Here is an 18656-nt window from a genome sequence, read left to right on the forward strand (position 1 = left end):
CACGCGCCACACAGGATTTTTTTGCGGTCGCTAGAATCGATGCCTTCCATCGAAGGCATCGACGACCGATGAACGACTTCCTGTTCGGGCTGATGATCGCGCTGTCGGTCGGGCCCGTCGCGCTGATGATCGCGAACTACGGAATGCGCGCCGGCACCGCAAGCGGCGTGCGCGCGGCGGTGGGTGTCGCGACGGCCGACGGCTGCTATGCGGTCGTCGCATTCACGCTCGGCGCAATGCTCGCGAGCACGCTCGCCGCCCATCTGCTGCTGTTTCGCCTGGTCGGCGCGCTCGTGCTGCTCGCGATGGGCGCGCGGATGCTGTGGCAGGCGCTGCGGGATCGCCGCCGCACGCTCGACGGTGATGCACGGCCGCCAGGCAGCCGCCCGTTTTCATCGATGTTTTTCGTCACGCTGGCGAATCCGCTCACGATCCTGTTGTTCTACGGCTATGCAACGGCTGCCGCCGGTGCGCATCGACACTGGCTGCTGGGTGCCGCGTGCGTGTTTGCCGGCAGCCTCGTGGGGCAGCTCGTGTTCGCATTCGGCGGCAGCGTGATCGGCCGGATCGTCAAGTCGCCGGCGCTGCTCGCGGCGAGCCATGTGGTCGCGGCGCTTGTCGTGCTGGGTTACGGGGTGGCGGGGCTGGCGCGGTTGTAGCGGTTCGCCGGATTACGCGCGTGCCAGTGCGATTGACGCGTCGGTGTCGAGCAACCGGATAGTAATCCTGATGGTGTGTCGACGCGCGGAGACCATTTCCTGCGTCATTCCCGCGCGTAGCGGACCCGCACCGACGCACCGTCGTCGTTTCGTAGTCGGGTTCCGCATCGGGCACGCGCGTTCTATACTCCGACGCGCAGTCTACGAGAGCCGTTCTCACCCAACATCATCGAAACAAGGAACGCCGATGCTGACTCGCTCCATTCTTTCCGCCGCTGCATTCTCGCTCGCAGCCTGTGCGACCGCGCCGTCGATCGCGCAGGACAACCAGGGCAACAACGCGGGCAACAATGCATTCGCCGAGACCGGTGCACAGGGCCGCCCGGTCAAGGTCATGATCATCACGATGTTCGGTCCGGAGGGCCAGGCCTGGCTCGACCGGATCGGCCCGTGGCGCGACATCGCCGTGCCCGGCCTGTCGCCCGATTACCCGAACGTGCATTGCAACAAGCAGGACGTGTGCGTGGTCACGACCGGCATGGGCTATGCGAACGCGTCGGCGACGATCATGGCGCTCACGTTTTCGCAGCGCTTCGATCTGCGCCGCACGTACTTCCTGATCTCCGGCATCGCGGGCGTCGACCCCGCGCAAGGCACGGTCGGTTCGGCCGCGTGGTCGAAATACCTCGTCGATTTCAGCCTGCAGTGGGAGCTCGATGCACGCGAGATTCCGGCCGGCTGGAATACGGGCTTCCTCGGCATCAACACGAAGAGCCCGAGCGACAAGCCGCCGCTCGACTATCGCACCGAGGTGTTCCAGCTCAACCCGCAGCTGACCGACGCCGCGGTCGCGCTGTCGCGCAACGTCGTGCTCGCCGACAGCGCGCAGGCGCAGGCCGCACGCGCGAAGTTCAACTACGCGCCGGCGAACCGGCCGCCGACGGTGATCCAGTGCGACACGTCGTCGGGCAACACGTGGTTCTCGGGCACGCTGATCGGCGAGCGCGCGCGCCAGTGGACGAAGATCCTGACCGACGGCAAGGGCACGTACTGCATGACCGCGCAGGAAGACAACGCGACGTATGAAGCGCTCAAGCGTGCGGCGAGCGTGAAGCGGGTCGACCTGTCGCGCGTCGCGGTGCTGCGCACCGGGTCCGATTTCGATCGGCCGTATGCGGGGCAGACGAGTGCCGACAACCTGCTGAACTACGCGGACCAGGGCGGCTTCGCCCCGGCGACCGAAAACCTGTACCGCGCGGGCAATCCGCTCGTGCAGGACATCGTGACGCACTGGGGCGAATGGCGTGACGGGGTGCCGCGTCGGTAAGTGCCGGACGACGACTCAGCCGCGATCAGTGCGCGTGCGGGGCCGAACGGAACGGCGTCCACACCGGCGTGGTGTCGTCCCAGTGATCGAGCGGCGAAGGGAGTTGATCGTTCATCATGTGCTCCTGCAACTAACTATCTAGCTGACTGACTCGGCGAGTCGTCGATGAAGGGTGCGAAACGCCGCGCGCGGGGCAACCCGTTGCGCGGCGTTGCGCGTTTACCGGCCCCCGCCGGCGAGCTGGTTGCTCTCCGGCAACGAGCGATACGGGCCTTGCGCCAGGTCGAGCCCTTGCGGATACGAATTGGCCTTGCGCAGGTACGCCAGCGTGCCGTCCTTGCGTGCCTGCTCGACTTCCGCGTTCACCTCGGCGCGCGTGCGCGGGCCGTTGTGTTGCGAGTACCACGACGTGTTGCCGTAGTCGCCGGCATGCGGGGTGCCGGAATCGGCGAAGGCCGGGGCGGACACGGCGAGCGTGAAGGCGAGGGCGGAGAGAAGATGGCGGCGGTTCATGGCGAGACTCCTAGAATGTCGGAGCTGGCGCTGGAGCGCTTACTCCGGTCCCATCAAGCGGGATCTGTTCGATGCGCAACGAGGTGCGCGACAGGGTTTACTCTAGGTATCTGTTCCGTCGCGATAAATGCGGCAGAGGCGAATTGAATTGTCGTGTCAGTGGAACAATCGCCATCCGTACACCCGGCAGGGTTATGCGGAAATCGCTCGAACCCGCTTGAAGCGGGCCTCGCACGGGAGCGACGACGGCGCGCGACGACGCAGGCGGACGATTGCGTCGCCTGGCACAAAGGTTTGCTGCGGATTCGGGAAGGATCGGGTGCGCCGGGCGGGAAATGGGGCGCGGAGGCGGGACGACACGCGGGCTTGGCAGCCCGCGTGTGCGGTTCAGTTGCTCAGTTCAGGCGCTTACGCAACCCATTCGTTGATGACCGGCGTGTCGAGCGCCGGTGCGCGTTCGGCTTCCTCGAACGTGCGCTTGCTGCACGTCGCGTCGAGGCTGCCCTTGCCGCTCAGCAGCGGGCAGCGGTCGAACACCTCGGCGATCCAGTCGACGAACACGCGCACCTTCGGCGACAGATGGCGGCTGTGCGGATACACGACCGAGATCGGCATCGGCAGCGGCTTGACGCCCGGCAGCACTTCCTTGAGCCGGCCTTCGCGCAGATGCGGCAGCACCATGAAGAGCGGCGGCTGGATCAGCCCGAAGCCTTCGATCCCGCAGGTCACGTACGCGTCCGCGTCGTTCACCGACACGATGCCTTCCATCTTCATCTCGACTTCCTTGCCGTCGGTCAGGAACGTCCAGTCGATCGTGCGGCCGGTGCGGCTCGAGAAGTAGTTGACGGCCTTGTGCTGGTTCAGGTCGTCGATCGTCTGCGGCTCGCCGTGGCGCTCGAGATAGTCGGGCGACGCGACCGTCACGCATTCGAACAGGCCGACCCGGCGCGCGACGAGCGACGAGTCCTGCAGCGCACCGACGCGGATCACGCAATCGACCCCTTCCTGCAGCAGGTCGACCGGCCGGTCGGACAGGCCGAGCTGCAGGTCGATGTCCGGATAGCGCGTATGGAATTCGCACAGCGACGGAATCACGAGCAGCCGCCCGATCGAACCGGGCATGTCGATACGCAACTTTCCGTGCGGCTTCCGGTTGTTCGCCTGGAAGCTTGCCTCGGTTTCCTCGACGTCCGCGAGGATCCGCACGCATCGTTCGTAGTACGCGGCGCCGTCCGGCGTGAGCGACAGCCGGCGCGTGGTCCGGTGCATCAGCCGCACACCGAGGAATGCTTCGAGATTCTGGATGATCGTCGTGACGGACGCTCGCGGCAAGCTGAGCGTTTCTGCTGCCTTGGTGAAGCTGCTTGTATCGACGACGCGAGTAAACACCTGCATGGCCTGAAGCCGGTCCATCACAACCTCCGCAATCTAATGAGCCTCCGGAACAAGAAGGCTGCGCTACCTCGTGGGTAAACGCAGCCTCGGATTGTTCGGGGGCGTTGAATTGTGTTGCCGGATTATAGGCATTTATCCCAATGTCTGCCGGACCCAGAATTCGTTCCATCTCGAAATGGATGCTGCATCGTCATGGACGCTTCTGAATTCAGCAAATTCCTGAAGGCCGCGTTGCCCGTGCAAGCCACGGCAGGCGCGGCGCTGACGGTCGCCGAAGTCGAAATTCCCGGCTACGCGCAGGACATCGTGCTGCGCCTCTACCGCCGCCCGGACAAGACCGGGTTGCCAGTAGTGCTTTATTTCCACGGTGGCGGCTTCGTGCGCGGTTCGCTCGAAGACGCCGATTTCGCCGCGCGTTTTTTAGCAGAACGCTTACCAGCGCTCGTAGTGTCGGTCGATTATTCGCTCGCACCGGCCTTTCCTTTTCCGGCCGCGCCGGAGGATGCGTATCGCGCCGCCGTGTGGGCCGCGACGCGCGCCCGCGCGTTCGGCGGCAACCCGAAGAAGATCGGTGTCGCGGGCCACGACGCGGGCGGCCAGCTCGCGAACTGCCTCGCGTTCATCGCGCGCGATCGCGGTGAGGTGCAGATCGTCGCGCAGGCGCTGTTCGGGCCGATGCTCGACCCCAGCATGACGCGCATCGGCGACGCCGATCGCCTTTCCTCCGACATCACCCCGCGCGAATGCGCGGCCTGTTATCGCGCGTATCTGCCGCAGGCCGCCCAACGCATGCACCCGTACGCGGCGCCGCTCGAATCGGTGCGCCTCGCGGGGCTGCCGCCGACGCTCGTCGTCACCGCGCAGAACGACGTGCTGCACGTCGAAGCGGAGAAATATGCGGGCTGCCTGATCTCGTCGGGCGTGCTCACGCAGGTGATCCGCTATCCGGACATCACGCACGCCGCGCTCGCGACGCACGAAGCCGCCTTCGAGGAAGCCGTGCGCTTCTTCCAGTGCCGCTTCCAGGCGCGCCAGCCGAACCGTCCCGAATAACCAAAACCAATCCACGTTTACTGGAGATCCACATGGCCATCCTACGCACCTCCCGTTCCCGAATCGCGACAGCGGCGATCGTGACGCTCGCCGTCGTCGGCCTCGGAACATTCGGCGCGATGCGCGTGAACGCAAACGCACCGGAGAAAGCGGCCGCACCGCTGCCCGAAGTCGACGTCGCGACCGTCGTGCCGCAGACCGTGACCGACTGGCAGAGTTATTCGGGCCGCCTCGAAGCGGTCGAGAAAGTCGACGTGCGCCCGCAGGTGTCGGGCACGATCGTCGCGGTGAACTTCAAGGACGGCGCGCTCGTGAAGAAAGGCGACGTGCTGTTCGTGATCGACCCGCGCCCGTACCAGGCCGAGACCGATCGCGCGGCCGCGCAGCTCGCGGCAGCACAGGCGCGCAACGGCTACGCGCAGACCGACTGGCAGCGCGCGCAGCGGCTGATCGGCGACAACGCGATCGCGAAGCGCGACTACGACGAGAAGCAGAATGCGGCCCGCGAGGCGACGGCGAACCTGAAGGCCGCCGAAGCCGCGCTGGAAACGGCGCGCATCAACCTCGGCTATACGCGGATCACGGCGCCTGTGTCGGGCCGCGTGTCGCGCGCGGAAATCACGCTCGGCAACGTCGTGTCGGCCGGCGCAGCGGCCGCGCCGCTGACGACGCTGGTGTCGGTGTCGCCGATCTACGCATCGTTCGACGCGGACGAGCAGACCTACCTGCAATACATCAACGGCGCGCGCAGCGGCCGCAAGGTGCCGGTCGAGCTCGGCCTCGCGAACGAAACCGGCTACTCGCGCAGCGGCGAGATCGACTCGGTCGACAACCGCCTCGATACGTCGTCCGGCACGATCCGCGTGCGCGCGCGCTTCGACAACGCCGATGGCGCGCTCGTCCCGGGCCTCTATGCACGCGTGAAGGTGGGCGGCAGCGCGCCGCACGAGGCGCTGCTCGTCGACGACGCGGCGATCAACACCGACCAGGACAAGAAGTTCGTGTTCGTCGTCGACCAGCAGGGCCGCGTGTCGTACCGCGAAGTGCAGCAGGGGATGCAGCACGGCAACCGGCGCGTGATCGTGAGCGGGCTCTCCGCCGGCGATCGCGTGGTCGTGAACGGTACGCAGCGCGTGCGCCCCGGCGAACAGGTGAAGCCGCACATGGTCCCGATGACGGGCGCTGACGCGCCGTCCGCGCCTTTGGCGGACACCGCGAAGCCGGCCGCCCCGGCGAAGGCGGATTCGTAAGCGGCTCGCCGCTTCCGATCCGCGTTCAACCAGACAGAGCCACACATGAACATTTCAAAATTCTTTATCGACCGGCCGATCTTCGCAGGAGTCCTATCGGTGATCATCCTGCTCGGCGGGGTGATCGCGATGTTCCTGCTGCCGATCTCCGAGTATCCGGAAGTCGTGCCGCCTTCCGTGATCGTGAAGGCGCAGTACCCGGGCGCGAACCCGAAGGTGATCGCCGAGACGGTCGCGTCGCCGCTCGAAGAGCAGATCAACGGTGTCGAGGACATGCTCTACATGCAGTCGCAGGCGAACAGCGACGGCAACATGACGATCACCGTCACGTTCAAGCTCGGCACCGATCCGGACAAGGCCACGCAGCTCGTGCAGAACCGCGTGAACCAGGCGCTGCCGCGCCTGCCGGAAGACGTGCAGCGGCTCGGCATCACGACGGTGAAGAGCTCGCCGACGCTGACGATGGTGGTCCACCTGATCTCGCCGGACAACCGCTACGACATGACCTACTTGCGCAACTACGCGCTGATCAACGTGAAGGATCGCCTGTCGCGGATCCAGGGCGTCGGCCAGGTGCAGCTGTGGGGTTCGGGCGACTACGCGATGCGCGTGTGGCTCGATCCGCAGAAGGTCGCGCAGCGCGGGTTGTCGGCCGAGGACGTCGTGCAGGCGATCCGCGAGCAGAACGTGCAGGTCGCGGCCGGCGTGATCGGCGCGTCGCCGTCGCTGCCGGGCACGCCGCTGCAGTTGTCGGTGAACGCGCGCGGCCGCTTGCAGACGGAAGACGAGTTCGGCGACATCGTCGTGAAGACGACGCCGGACGGCGGCGTCACGCACCTGCGCGACATCGCGCGGATCCAGCTCGACGCATCCGAATACGGGCTGCGCTCGCTGCTCGACAACAAGCCGGCCGTCGCAATGGCGATCAACCAGTCGCCGGGCGCGAACTCGCTGCAGATCTCGGACGAAGTGCGCAAGACGATGGCCGAGCTGAAGCAGGACATGCCGGCGGGCGTCGACTACAAGATCGTCTATGACCCGACGCAGTTCGTGCGCTCGTCGATCAAGGCCGTCGTGCACACGCTGCTCGAAGCGATCGCGCTGGTCGTGATCGTCGTGATCGTGTTCCTGCAGACCTGGCGCGCGTCGCTGATTCCGCTGATCGCGGTGCCGGTATCGATCATCGGCACGTTCTCGCTGCTGCTCGCGTTCGGGTATTCGATCAACGCGTTGTCACTGTTCGGGATGGTGCTCGCGATCGGGATCGTGGTCGACGATGCGATCGTGGTGGTCGAGAACGTCGAGCGGAACATCGAGAGCGGGATGAACGCACGGGCGGCGACCTACAAGGCGATGCAGGAAGTGAGCGGGCCGATCATCGCGATCGCGCTGACGCTCGTCGCCGTGTTCGTGCCGCTCGCGTTCATGTCGGGCCTGACCGGCCAGTTCTACAAGCAGTTCGCGATGACCATCGCGATCTCGACGGTGATCTCGGCGTTCAACTCGCTGACGCTGTCGCCGGCGCTGTCCGCGATCCTGCTGAAGGGTCACGGCGACAAGGAAGACTGGCTCACGCGCGTGATGAACCGCGTGCTCGGCGGCTTCTTCCGCGGCTTCAACAAGGTGTTCCATCGCGGCGCGGAGAACTACGGCCGCGGCGTGCGCGGCGTGCTGTCGCGCAAGACGCTGATGCTCGGCGTGTACCTCGTGCTGGTGGGCGCGACCGTGCTCGTGTCGAAGGTCGTGCCGGGCGGTTTCGTGCCCGCGCAGGACAAGGAATACCTGATCGCGTTCGCGCAGTTGCCGAACGGTGCGTCGCTCGACCGCACCGAGAAGGTGATCCGCGACATGGGGTCGATCGCGCTGAAGCAGCCGGGCGTCGAGAGCGCGGTCGCGTTCCCGGGGCTGTCGGTGAACGGCTTCACGAACAGCTCGAGCGCGGGCATCGTGTTCGTCACGCTGAAGCCGTTCTCGGAACGGCACGGCAAGGCGCTGTCGGCCGGCGCGATCGCGGGGGCGCTGAACCAGAAGTACGGCGCGATGAAGGACTCGTTCGTCGCGGTGTTCCCGCCGCCGCCGGTGCTCGGCCTCGGTACGCTGGGCGGCTTCAAGATGCAGGTGGAGGATCGCGGCGCGGTCGGCTATGCGCGGCTCGCGGATGCGACCAACGACTTCATCAAGCGCGCGCAGCAGGCGCCTGAGCTTGGCCCGTTGTTCACGAGCTACCAGATCAACGTGCCGCAGCTCAACGTCGATCTCGATCGCGTGAAGGCGAAGCAGCTCGGCGTGCCGGTGACCGACGTGTTCAATACGATGCAGGTGTATCTCGGCTCGCTGTACGTGAACGACTTCAACCGCTTCGGCCGTGTGTACCAGGTGCGCGTGCAGGCCGATGCACCGTTCCGCCAGCGTGCGGACGACATCCTGCAGTTGAAGACCCGCAACGACCGTGGCGAGATGGTGCCGCTGTCGTCGCTCGTCACGGTGACGCCGACGTTCGGCCCGGAAATGGTCGTGCGCTACAACGGCTACACGGCGGCCGACATCAACGGCGGCCCGGCACCGGGCTTCTCGTCGGGCCAGGCGCAGGCGGCGATCGAGCGCATCGCGCATGAAACGCTGCCGCGCGGCGTGCGGTTCGAATGGACCGACCTCACGTACCAGCAGATTCTTGCCGGCGATTCGGCGATGTATGTGTTCCCGATCAGCGTGCTGCTCGTGTTCCTCGTGCTCGCGGCGTTGTATGAAAGCCTGACGCTGCCGCTCGCGGTGATCCTGATCGTGCCGATGAGCATTCTGTCGGCGCTCACAGGCGTGTGGCTCACGCAGGGCGACAACAACATCTTCACGCAGATCGGCTTGATGGTGCTGGTGGGGCTGTCGGCGAAGAACGCGATCCTGATCGTCGAATTCGCGCGTGAACTCGAACACGACGGCAGGACGCCGCTCGAGGCCGCGATCGAGGCGAGCCGGCTGCGGCTGCGCCCGATCCTGATGACGTCGATCGCCTTCATCATGGGGGTGGTGCCGCTCGTCACGTCGACGGGCGCCGGTTCGGAAATGCGCCATGCGATGGGTGTCGCCGTGTTCTTCGGGATGCTCGGCGTGACGCTGTTCGGGCTGATGCTGACGCCGGTGTTCTACGTCGTGCTGCGCACGCTCGCGGGCGGCAAGATCCACGTCGCCGGGAAGGACTCGGCGGGTTACGGTGTGCCGTCCCAGCACGTGCCGGCTTCGGATGCTTGAGGACAGGAAGATGAATAACTTGCACAACACGAATGGCCTGATGCGCTTCGCGAAGGTGGCGGCCGCGAGCACCCTGCTCGCGACGCTGCTCGCCGCGTGCGCGGTGGGGCCCGACTACAAGCGCCCGGACGCGCCGACGCCCGCCGCGTTCAAGGAAGCGCCGACGCTCGCCGCCGGCGAGCAGGCCGGCACGTGGAAGACGGCCGAGCCGGCGGACGGCGCGCATCGCGGCGAATGGTGGAAGGTGTTCGGCGACCCGGTGCTCGATTCGCTCGAAGCGCAGGCGCTCGCCGCGAACCAGAACCTGAAGGCCGCGGCCGCGCGGGTCGAGGAAGCGCGTGCGGCGACGCGTTCGGCGCGCTCGCAATGGTTCCCGCAGGTCGGCGCCGGTTTCGGGCCGACGCGCGAGGGGCTGTCGTCGGCGTCGCAGTTCCAGCCGCAGGGCACGGGCCCGACCAATGCGACGCTGTGGCGCGCGCAGGGCACGGTGTCGTATGAAGCCGACCTGTTCGGCCGCGTCGGCCGCAACGTCGAGGCGTCGCGTGCCGACCAGGCGCAGAGCGAAGCGCTGTTCCGTTCGGTGCAGCTCGCGCTGCAGGCGGACGTCGCGCAGAACTACTTCGAACTGCGTCAGCTCGATTCCGACCAGGACCTGTACCGGCGCACGGTGGAGCTGCGCGAGCAGGCACTGAAGCTCGTGCAGCGTCGCTTCAACGAAGGCGACATCAGCGAGCTCGACGTGTCGCGCGCGAAGAACGAGCTGGCCACCGCGCAGGCCGATGCGGTCGGCGTCGCGCGGCGGCGCGCGGCGTCCGAGCATGCGCTGGCGATCCTGCTCGGCAAGGCGCCCGCGGATTTCGCGTTCAAGGAAACGCCGATCGTGCCGGTCGCGGTGAAGGTGCCGCCGGGCCTGCCGTCCGCGCTGCTCGAGCGCCGTCCGGACGTGTCGGCGGCCGAGCGCGCGATGGCGGCCGCGAACGCGCGGATCGGCCTCGCGAAATCGGCGTACTTCCCGAAGCTCGATATCACGGGTGCGTTCGGATATGAAGCGTCGACGCTCGGCAACCTGTTCCTGTGGTCGAGCCGCACGTTCCTGCTCGGGCCGTTCGCCGGCACCGCGCTGACGCTGCCGCTGTTCGACGGCGGGCGGCGTGCGGCCGGCGTGCAGCAGGCACGTGCGCAGTACGACGAGCAGGTCGCTAACTACCGGCAGCAGGTGCTCGTCGCATTCCGCGAGGTCGAGGACAATCTCGCCGACCTGCGCCTGCTCGACGACCAGATCCGCGCGCAGGATGCGGCCGTCAACGCGTCGCGGCGCGCGGCGACGTTGTCGCGCACGCAGTATCAGGAAGGGGAGGTCGCGTATCTCGACGTGATCGACAGCGAGCGCTCGGTGCTGCAGTCGCAATTGCAGTCGAACCAGTTGACCGGCGCGCAGGCCGTGTCGACCGTGAACCTGATCCGCGCGCTGGGCGGCGGATGGGGGCCGGCTCCGACGGCGGTGGGCGATGCGGCGCCCGTCAAGGCGGAGGTGGCGGCGCGGTGATACACCGGCCCGAGACGGGTCGACTTAACGGGTAGTCGATCGAAGAACCCCGATCCGTGGCGACGTGGATCGGGGTTTTCTATTGGCGGTCAGTCAGGGCGGTCAGGCCTGTTGCTCCGGCTTCACGTCCGTGCGTTCGGCGATCACCACCGCGTAGCGGCCGACCGCATCGGCGATGCGCTGCGCCAGTTCGGGATCGCGCACCGCGCGCGCGAGCGTGACGCCGCCCGACAGCAGCGCAAGCAACGCAATGGCCCGATCGTCATCGGGTGGGTTATCCATCCCGGCCGACACTTCGTCGACGATCTGCCGCAGTGCCTGCTCGTACGCGTCGCGCGTCTCGTCATCGGCACGCATCACTTCCGGGGACAGGCTCGGCAGCGCACAGCTTTCGCCGAGTTCGCAGGTGCGTCGCGGGCCGAGGTAGAACGACACGAACGGGCGCCGCCAGCGCGCGCCATGCTCGGCCTTGAACGTCGCGACGCCTTGCCGGAGCTGGGCGAGGCCATCGAGGACGACCTGCCGGAACGCTTCGCCCTTCGTTTTGAAATGGCCATAGAACGCGCCGTTGGTGACGCCCGCCGCCTTCGTCAGCGGACCGATGCCGGAGCCGCCATACCCCTCCTCGCGGAACAGCCGGCTCGCGGCATCGAGGATGCGCGTACGGGTTTCGTGCTTGTGCTCGACGGAATAACGCATGACAGGCTCGCTTCAGAGCGATCACTCTTTATCTTGCATAGAGAGCGATCAGTGTCTAATGTATAGAGAGTGACTGATATTTATATCACGTCACCTGACCGATGACCTGACCAGGAGAAAGTGCGATGCCGATTACGCTGACCGTATCCGAAGGGGTTTTCACGCCGGACGACGAGGGGCCGGTGTTTGCCGAGTTGACCGATGCGCTGCTGGAAGTGGAGGGGCTGACCGGGAATGCGTTCCTGGCGCCGAACGTGGTGGGCACGCTCAACGTGCTGCCGCGACACCGGACCTTCGTGCATGGGCGCGCGGAGCCTGCTGCGTTCGTCGAGCTGAAGTTGCCTGCCGTGGCGCTCGCGGCGCCTGAGCGGCAGCGGCAATTCGTCGAACGGGCGACCGCGATCGTGCTGCGCCGGGCAGGTGGGCGGCTGACGGCCGCGCAAGTGTGGGTGAATGTGGTTCATGCGGTCGACGGTGGATGGGGCATTGCCGGACGACGCTACGACAACGTGTCGCTCGTCGATTCGATCCAGAGCGCGGCGGCGGCGGCCACGCACTGATCGCAACTAACGGTCAAGCCGTCCGGCGTTGATCGACGGCGTGGCGGCGTTCGCCGCCACGCCGGTCATTTTTCGTCACCCGCCACCCGCAGCGCGCGAACCAGTTCGCTCGCCGCCTTGCCGAGCCCCGTATGCTTCGGTCGGCGCAGGTACACCGGTAGCGGCAGCCCGTTGCGGATGTTCGCGAACACGAGCGGCGCGAGTTCGCCGTCGGCGACGTATCGGCCGATCATGGATTCGGGCAAATTCGCCCAGCCATGCCCGGCCTTCACGAGCGCGATTGCGGTGGCCATGTCGGTCACCTTCCACGTGCGGTTGCCGATCACCGGCCGCACGTCAGTCAGCGGCCGCTCGGGATCGGCGATCACGATCTGCCTGAAGCCCGACAACCGCTCGATTGCTTCCGGTTGCGCGCATTCGGCGATTGCCGGATGGCTCGGCGCGGCGACCGCGACGAGCGTCTCGGTCCACAGCGCGTGGATCTGCTCCTGCGGATGCAGGTCGAGCCCGCCATACGCGACACAGAGATCGACGGCGCCGCGATGCAGCGCATCGATGATCACGTCCTGCGGCGCCGTGACGATGCTGATCGCGAGCGCCGGGTATTTCGCGGCGACGGCCGTCAGCGCGCGGGCGACGGGCGCGCCGTCGAGTTCGGCGGCGAGGCCGAGCCGCAACGTATCCTCGACGCCTTCCGACAGATGCTGCGCATGCGCGCGCAGCGCGTGCAGCCGCTCGGCGATCGAGCGCGCGTCGGGCAGCAGCGCCGCCATCGCGGCGGTCGGTGTCGGTTCGCGCGTGCCGCGGTCGAACAGCATGAGGTCGAGTTCGGCCTCGAGGTTCGCGATCGCCATGCTGATCGCCGACGGCGTGCGGCCGAGCGCGCGCGCGGCCGCGGAAAACGAGCCTTTGTCGATGACGGTCAGCAGCATGTCGATGTGGTCGCTGGTCAGCATGCACTGGCCTCCTGTCAGAAAAATTGAAAGGACCTGACTTTGGCGGACGCGCTACCCGCTGATAGTCTCGCCACCTTGTTCGATAGAAGGTGGATGGTCATGCAAGGGTGGAAGAGACGCATAGTCTACGTCGTGATGTTCGAGGTGCTCGGTATCCTGATCGCATCGTCGGTGCTCGGCATGCTGAGCGGCGCCAGCGTGGCGGCGAGCGGCCTGCTGGGCGTGATGATTTCGACGACGGGCGTCACCGTCAATTTCCTGTACAACCTCGTGTTCGAGGCGTGGGAGCGCAGGAGCGCGGCGACGACGCGCACGGTCGGACGCCGCGTACTGCATGCGATCGGCTTCCAGATCGCGCTCGTGACGTTCCTGATCCCGCTGATCGCGTGGTGGCTCGACGTGTCGCTGCTGCAGGCGTTCCTGTACGACGCGGTGCTGATCGTGTTCTTCCCGATCTTCACGTTCACGTACAACTGGGCGTTCGACAGCGTGTTCGGGCTGCCCGATGCGGTCACGCGCAAGGCGGAGCCGGAGCCGGCCGTGTGGTAAGCCGTGCTGACGGAATGGCGCAGGCGGATTGACGGGGCGGACGCGCCGGTGACGCACGGCGGTTGATGAAGCGGCGCTGCGGCGCGTATCCGCATCGTCGTTGAACAGCGAGGAGAACGGGCGGCGCGGAAGCCGCCCGGGAGCCTTTACGCGGCGACGAACTCGTGCACGAAGCGGTTGAACACGGCGGGGCTTGCCGCGTTCATCCCGTGCGACGCGCCGGCGACGGTCTGCCGTTGCGCGTTGCCGATCCACTGCGACAGCGTGTCGACGTTGTTGCGGAACATCTTCGGGCTGCGCTGGCCGTCGATCAGCAGCGTGCGGCATGCGATGTCGCCGGCGGTGTGCTGCGAGTACGCGGGCAGGGGGTCGCGCAACTGCTTCGGCAGCGTGCTCGCGTTGTCGATCGCCATCGTGCGGAAGCGCGACGTGCTCTTCTTCCATGCGCCCGGCAGGCTCACGGAATCGACGAACATCTCGAGGCCCGATTCGATGTCGCCTTGCCCGATCAGGTTCACGGCCTGCGTGCGCAGCGCGATCGCGGCGGCCGGCAGCGCGGCTTCGCGCACGCCCGGCTGTTGCAGCGGGCCGCCCGGATCGGCGAGCGTCAGCGATTCGACGAGATGCGGATGCTGGCGCGCGACGTTGAACGCGACACTGCCGCCACGAGAATGGCCGACCAGGTGCACGGGGCCGAGGTCGAGCGCGTCGATGAATTCGGCGAGCTCGTCGACGTGGTTCTGCCAGCTGAACTCGTCCTGGATACCCGCTTCGACGGCCGGCCAGTAATGGCTGAGGCTCGGCGCGATGCAGCGGTAGTGGGCCGACAGCGACGCGAGTTGCGGATCCCAGTAGCGGTAGTCGCACAGCGAGCCGTGCACGAACACCATCGGCGCGCCGCTGCCCCGCTCGACATACGGCAGGCTGATGCCTGACGAAAGCGTCGCAAATTGCAGGTCGGGGTTCGCGAGCACGGACGGCTCGATTCGCATGTTCATGACTGAAAGACTCAAAGGTGCGTCAACACGACGCAACTATGCATCACGGCGACCTGCAAGGAAAACGCATAATTTTCATCGTGACGATCAATTTTATTGATGGCTCGGCCGGAAACCCTTGTCGGAAGGGGATGGGTGTCGATGCTTTCAATCATCTGACGATTGGTCGCGGCGCCGGAAAGGCCAAAAAGGGGCGTGCGGCGGCCTGCGCAGCAGCGCATTGCACTTTTAGAAAACGGGAAGAACGCGAGCCGCGACAGCGGCCCGCCCCGTCAGCGCACCGCCAACGCGGGCGCGGTCTGAAGCACGACCGGGAGGTCGTTGTCGGCCGCGAACTGCATCGCGAAATCGAATGCGTCCGCACACACGGTGCGCAATTCGTCCGACACGAACAGGCATTTGACGTTGCCGTCGACGACGGGCATCGCGAGCCGCGACAGCGCGCACGGATAGCCGGGCCGCCGTTCGCCGACGAACAGCGTGATGACGCCCGCGAGGCGTTCGGGCCAGTCGCTCGGGCGAAAGGTTTTCTGCGCGTGCGTGACGCCGCGGATCAGGTGGCCGGTGACGCGGCCGTGTTCGGTGATGTCGATGCGATCCATGCTGTGCGTGTCCTCGTTCGCGTCATTCGCCGCCATCGGCCGCCGCGTCGCCGCGCGCGGGAATCCGCAGGTTGCGCAGCTTGTGATAGAGCGTTTTCTTCGGCATGCCAAGCGCTTCGCTCGCCTCTGCGACGTTGCCATTGTGACGCTGCAGCATGTCCTCGATCAGCATCCGCTCGAAATACGCGAGCTGCTCCGCGAGCGTGCCGCCCGCGGCCGGCGTGCCGCCGGACGACAGCAGGCTGTCGCCGGTCAGCCCGAGCACGAAGCGGTCGGCCACGTTCTGCAGTTCGCGCACGTTGCCGGGCCACGCATGCGTCATCAGTTCGGACACCTGCGCAGCCGTGACGACCGGCGCCGGCTGCCCGAAGCGGCGCGCGGCCGCGAGCACGAAATGTTCGAACAGCAGCGGGACGTCCTCGCGCCGCTCGCGCAGCGGCGGCAGTTCGATCTGCGCGACGTTGAGGCGATACAGCAAGTCCGCGCGAAAGCGGCCGTCGGCCGCGAGCTCGGCTAGATCGGCCTTCGACGCGGCGACCACGCGGCAGTCGACCGGAATCAGCTCGTTCGCGCCGAGCCGCTCGACCACGCGCTCCTGCAGCACGCGCAGCATCTTGACCTGCAGTGGAATCGGCATCGTCTCGATCTCGTCGAGGAACAGCGTGCCGCCGTCCGCCCATTCGATCTTGCCGATGCGTTTCTTGATCGCGCCGGTGAACGCGCCGGCTTCATGGCCGAACAGTTCGCTCTCGAAGACCTGCTCCGGCAGGCCGCCGCAGTTCAGCGCGACGAAATGCGCGTCGCGCCGGCCGCCGAAGTCGTGCAGGCTGCGCGCGATCAGCTCCTTGCCGGTGCCCGTTTCGCCGGTGATCAGCACCGACACCGACGTATCGGCGAGGCGCAGGATCTTCTTGCGCACGTCGGCCATCGCGGGCGATTTGCCGAGCACGAACGCCTCGATGCCCTGCCAGTTGTTCAGCGCCGCGCGCAGCCCCTGCACTTCCAGCGTCAGGCGGCGCTTCTCGACCGCGCGCGCGACGCGCCCCGCGATCACGTCCGACGAGAACGGCTTCTCGATGAAGTCGTACGCGCCGACCTGCATCGCGCCGACGGCCGTCGAGATGTCGGCATGGCCGCTGATCAGCACGACCGGAATCTGCGCGTCGATGGCCATCACGCGATCGAGCAGCTGCAGCCCGTCGATGCCCGGCATCCGCACGTCCGACACGATCACGACCGGCGCGCCGGGCGCGACGTGATGCAGCGCGTCGGCGGCCGACGCGAACGCATCGACCGCGAAACCGGCAAGCGCTACCGCCTGCTCGACGCCGATCCGGACGTTTTCATCGTCCTCGACGACCAGCACCCGAATCTCATCTTCCATGCTCTGTCCTTTGCAGCGTGGCCGCCGCGAATTCGATACTGAACTGCGCGCCGCCTTCGTCGCGGTTCGTCGCGGCGATCTTCGCGCCGAACGCCTCGACGATGCGCGACGTGATCGCGAGGCCGAGCCCGAGGCCCTGGCCGCGCGGCTTGGTCGTGACGAACGGCTCGAACAGGTGCGGCAGCACCTCGGGCGCGATGCCCGCGCCGCTGTCGGCCACCGTGAAGCGCACGCGGCCGGCTTCGTCCGGTCCGGCGGCCTCGATGACGATGCGGCGCACGGGTGCGTCGTGCACCGCGTCGAGCGCGTTGCCGAGCAGGTTCACGATCACCTGCTGCAACTGGCTCGATTCGGCCGACACGGCGGTGCCCGGCGCGATGTTCACGTCGAGCTGCACGCCTTCGTCGCGGATCCGCGCATCGTAGATCAGCCTTGCATGCGCGACGGCCTCGTTCAGCGACACCGCGACGCGCTCGACGTCCGGCTTGCGCGCGAAGGTCTTCAGCTCGCCGGTGAGCACCGCCATGCTGTCGACGAGCTTGCCGATCCGTTCGAGATTGGCGAGCGCCGGCGCGGGCTGGCCGCGCTCGAAGAACGTGCGCGCGTTGTCGCACAGCGTGCGGATCGCGACGAGCGGCTGGTTCAGCTCGTGCGTGAGGCCGGCGGCCATCTGCCCGAGCACCGCGAGCTTGCCCGCATGCACGACTTCCTGCTGCGATGCGCGCAGCCGCTGCTCGGTGCGCTCGCGCTCGACGATCTCGCGCTGCATCCGTTCGTTCGCGGCCGTCAGCGCGGCCGTGCGCTGCGCGACGGTCAGCTCGAGCTGGTCGTTCGCGCGCCGCAGCGCGTCCTGCGCGTTCAGCCGCGCGACGATGGCCCGACGGCGCTGGATCGCATAGCCGGCGAGCAGCGCGGCGATCAGGAACGCACCGGTGACGAATACGAAGGCCGTCTGCTGCTGGCGCCGCGCGCCCGCGATGTCGAGCAGCACCATCAGCGAATCGCCGGCCTGCGGCGCGGGGCGCGACATCACGAGATAGCGCGTGGTGCGGCCGCTGTGGCGTGTATCGGGGAAGGTGCCGAACCACGCGGCCGCGCTGCGGTCGCCGATGTGGCGGTACGGCAGCGCGTCGACCGTGCGGCCCGCGTATTGCCGCGACGCCTGGATGTCGCGCTGCTGCTGCGCGGTGATCGGGCGCAGCGCGGTGAATTTCCAGGCGGGTTCGGTCGAGATCACGACCACGCCGTTGCTGTCGACGACCATCGCGGCGACCCCCGGTGCGCGCCACGCCGACTCGAGCGGATCGACGCTGATCTTCACGGCGGCCACGCCGATCGGCACGCCGTTGTCCCGCACCGCGCTGGCGAAGTAGACGCCCGGCACGCCGGTATTGGTGCCGATGCCGAAGAAGCGGCCGCTGCCGCGCGCGAGTGCGTCCTTGAAGTACGGCCGGTACGACACGTTGGTGCCGACGAAGCTGAGCGTCTCGTTCCAGTTGCTGGCGGCGATCACGTCGCCCTGCAGGTCGATCACGTCGACCGCGCCGCTGCCCGCGTCGCGGTTCACGGCTTCGAGGTAGGTATCGACCGTGTGCACGAGTTCGGGAGCCTCATGCGGCGCGGCTTTCAGCATCGCGCGCACGCCGTCCTGCCGCGCGACCAGGCCGGGCAGGATCTCGAAGCGGCCGAGTTCGCTCTTCAGGCTCGACGCATACAGGTCGAGCCGGTGCGCGCCGGTTTCCTCGAGCGCGTCGATCGCGCGTTCCCACGCGAAATCGACGGCCGCGGCCGCCACGCACCCATACAGCACGCCGGCCGATGCCCAGCCCCACCACGGGATTCCCTTGAAGCTCTTCTGCACGTTCGCCCTCATCGAAACCCGCATCCGTCCGCCCGGCGTGACGCCCGAAGCGACGCCC

At 67.1% G+C, this 18656-nt stretch carries 16 protein-coding genes; 8 read left to right on the plus strand and 8 right to left on the minus strand.

Annotation, left to right across the window (positions count from 1 at the left end; all coding sequences use genetic code 11):
- The first annotated feature begins 68 nt into the window (after positions 1–68).
- Complete coding sequence (locus LGM56_RS28250) at positions 69–659, plus strand: LysE family translocator (protein WP_226207345.1); 591 nt, start codon at positions 69–71, stop codon at positions 657–659.
- 247 nt (positions 660–906) lie between these two features.
- The gene (locus LGM56_RS28255) at positions 907–1986 is read left to right on the plus strand and encodes a purine-nucleoside phosphorylase (protein WP_226207346.1); all 1080 of its coding nucleotides are present in this window, start codon (positions 907–909) and stop codon (positions 1984–1986) included.
- 219 nt (positions 1987–2205) lie between these two features.
- On the opposite strand, the gene LGM56_RS28260 is transcribed toward LGM56_RS28255, so the two are convergent.
- On the minus strand, positions 2206–2499 hold the full coding sequence (locus LGM56_RS28260; RefSeq protein ID WP_226207347.1) for a DUF4148 domain-containing protein: 294 nt from the start codon (positions 2497–2499) through the stop codon (positions 2206–2208).
- Positions 2500–2907: 408 nt separating this feature from the next.
- Entirely contained in the window at positions 2908–3912 is a 1005-nt protein-coding gene (ceoR, locus tag LGM56_RS28265; RefSeq protein WP_039367883.1) for a putative multidrug efflux transcriptional regulator CeoR, read from the minus strand.
- Positions 3913–4086: 174 nt separating this feature from the next.
- Here ceoR and LGM56_RS28270 point away from each other — a divergent pair, with 174 nt between their 5' ends.
- The 4 genes from LGM56_RS28270 to opcM are packed head-to-tail and all read left to right on the plus strand — an operon-like array spanning position 4087 to position 10989.
- Positions 4087–4947 (plus strand): alpha/beta hydrolase, encoded by an 861-nt coding sequence (locus LGM56_RS28270; protein ID WP_226207348.1) that lies wholly within the window; start codon positions 4087–4089, stop codon positions 4945–4947.
- Positions 4948–4979: 32 nt separating this feature from the next.
- Positions 4980–6197, plus strand: coding sequence for a multidrug efflux RND transporter periplasmic adaptor subunit CeoA (ceoA, locus tag LGM56_RS28275; RefSeq protein WP_226207349.1), 1218 nt, complete (start codon positions 4980–4982; stop codon positions 6195–6197).
- A gap of 45 nt (positions 6198–6242) precedes the next feature.
- The gene (gene ceoB / locus LGM56_RS28280; RefSeq protein ID WP_089433382.1) at positions 6243–9443 is read left to right on the plus strand and encodes a multidrug efflux RND transporter permease subunit CeoB; all 3201 of its coding nucleotides are present in this window, start codon (positions 6243–6245) and stop codon (positions 9441–9443) included.
- A 10-nt stretch (positions 9444–9453) separates the two neighbouring features.
- Positions 9454–10989 (plus strand): multidrug efflux transporter outer membrane subunit OpcM, encoded by a 1536-nt coding sequence (gene opcM, locus LGM56_RS28285; RefSeq protein ID WP_226207350.1) that lies wholly within the window; start codon positions 9454–9456, stop codon positions 10987–10989.
- Positions 10990–11091: 102 nt separating this feature from the next.
- Here the strand turns inward: opcM and LGM56_RS28290 are convergent, their stop codons facing one another.
- Positions 11092–11688 (minus strand): TetR/AcrR family transcriptional regulator, encoded by a 597-nt coding sequence (locus LGM56_RS28290; protein ID WP_226207351.1) that lies wholly within the window; start codon positions 11686–11688, stop codon positions 11092–11094.
- A gap of 125 nt (positions 11689–11813) precedes the next feature.
- Here LGM56_RS28290 and LGM56_RS28295 point away from each other — a divergent pair, with 125 nt between their 5' ends.
- Positions 11814–12248, plus strand: a complete 435-nt coding sequence (locus tag LGM56_RS28295) for a Tautomerase enzyme (RefSeq protein WP_226207352.1) — start codon at positions 11814–11816, stop codon at positions 12246–12248.
- A gap of 65 nt (positions 12249–12313) precedes the next feature.
- Here LGM56_RS28295 and LGM56_RS28300 read toward each other — a convergent pair whose 3' ends face one another.
- Positions 12314–13204, minus strand: coding sequence for a LysR family transcriptional regulator (locus tag LGM56_RS28300; protein WP_226207353.1), 891 nt, complete (start codon positions 13202–13204; stop codon positions 12314–12316).
- A gap of 99 nt (positions 13205–13303) precedes the next feature.
- On the opposite strand from LGM56_RS28300, the gene LGM56_RS28305 reads away from it, so the two are divergent.
- A complete protein-coding gene (locus tag LGM56_RS28305; RefSeq protein WP_089462041.1) occupies positions 13304–13753 on the plus strand; it encodes a PACE efflux transporter in 450 nt (149 codons plus the stop codon).
- Between the two features lie 146 nt (positions 13754–13899).
- On the opposite strand, the gene LGM56_RS28310 is transcribed toward LGM56_RS28305, so the two are convergent.
- The 4 genes from LGM56_RS28310 to LGM56_RS28325 form a co-directional block, all read right to left on the minus strand.
- Entirely contained in the window at positions 13900–14751 is an 852-nt protein-coding gene (locus LGM56_RS28310) for an alpha/beta fold hydrolase (RefSeq protein ID WP_226207354.1), read from the minus strand.
- A 272-nt stretch (positions 14752–15023) separates the two neighbouring features.
- Entirely contained in the window at positions 15024–15353 is a 330-nt protein-coding gene (locus LGM56_RS28315) for a DUF3579 domain-containing protein (protein WP_175240039.1), read from the minus strand.
- Positions 15354–15375: 22 nt separating this feature from the next.
- On the minus strand, positions 15376–16737 hold the full coding sequence (locus LGM56_RS28320; protein WP_089428993.1) for a sigma-54-dependent transcriptional regulator: 1362 nt from the start codon (positions 16735–16737) through the stop codon (positions 15376–15378).
- Positions 16727–18610, minus strand: a complete 1884-nt coding sequence (locus LGM56_RS28325) for a sensor histidine kinase (RefSeq protein ID WP_226207355.1) — start codon at positions 18608–18610, stop codon at positions 16727–16729. Before LGM56_RS28325 ends, LGM56_RS28320 begins: the two co-directional genes overlap by 11 nt.
- Positions 18611–18656: the final 46 nt, after the last annotated feature.

It is taken from the genome of Burkholderia sp. AU38729 (assembly GCF_020419725.1).
Classification (GTDB): Bacteria; Pseudomonadota; Gammaproteobacteria; order Burkholderiales; family Burkholderiaceae; genus Burkholderia.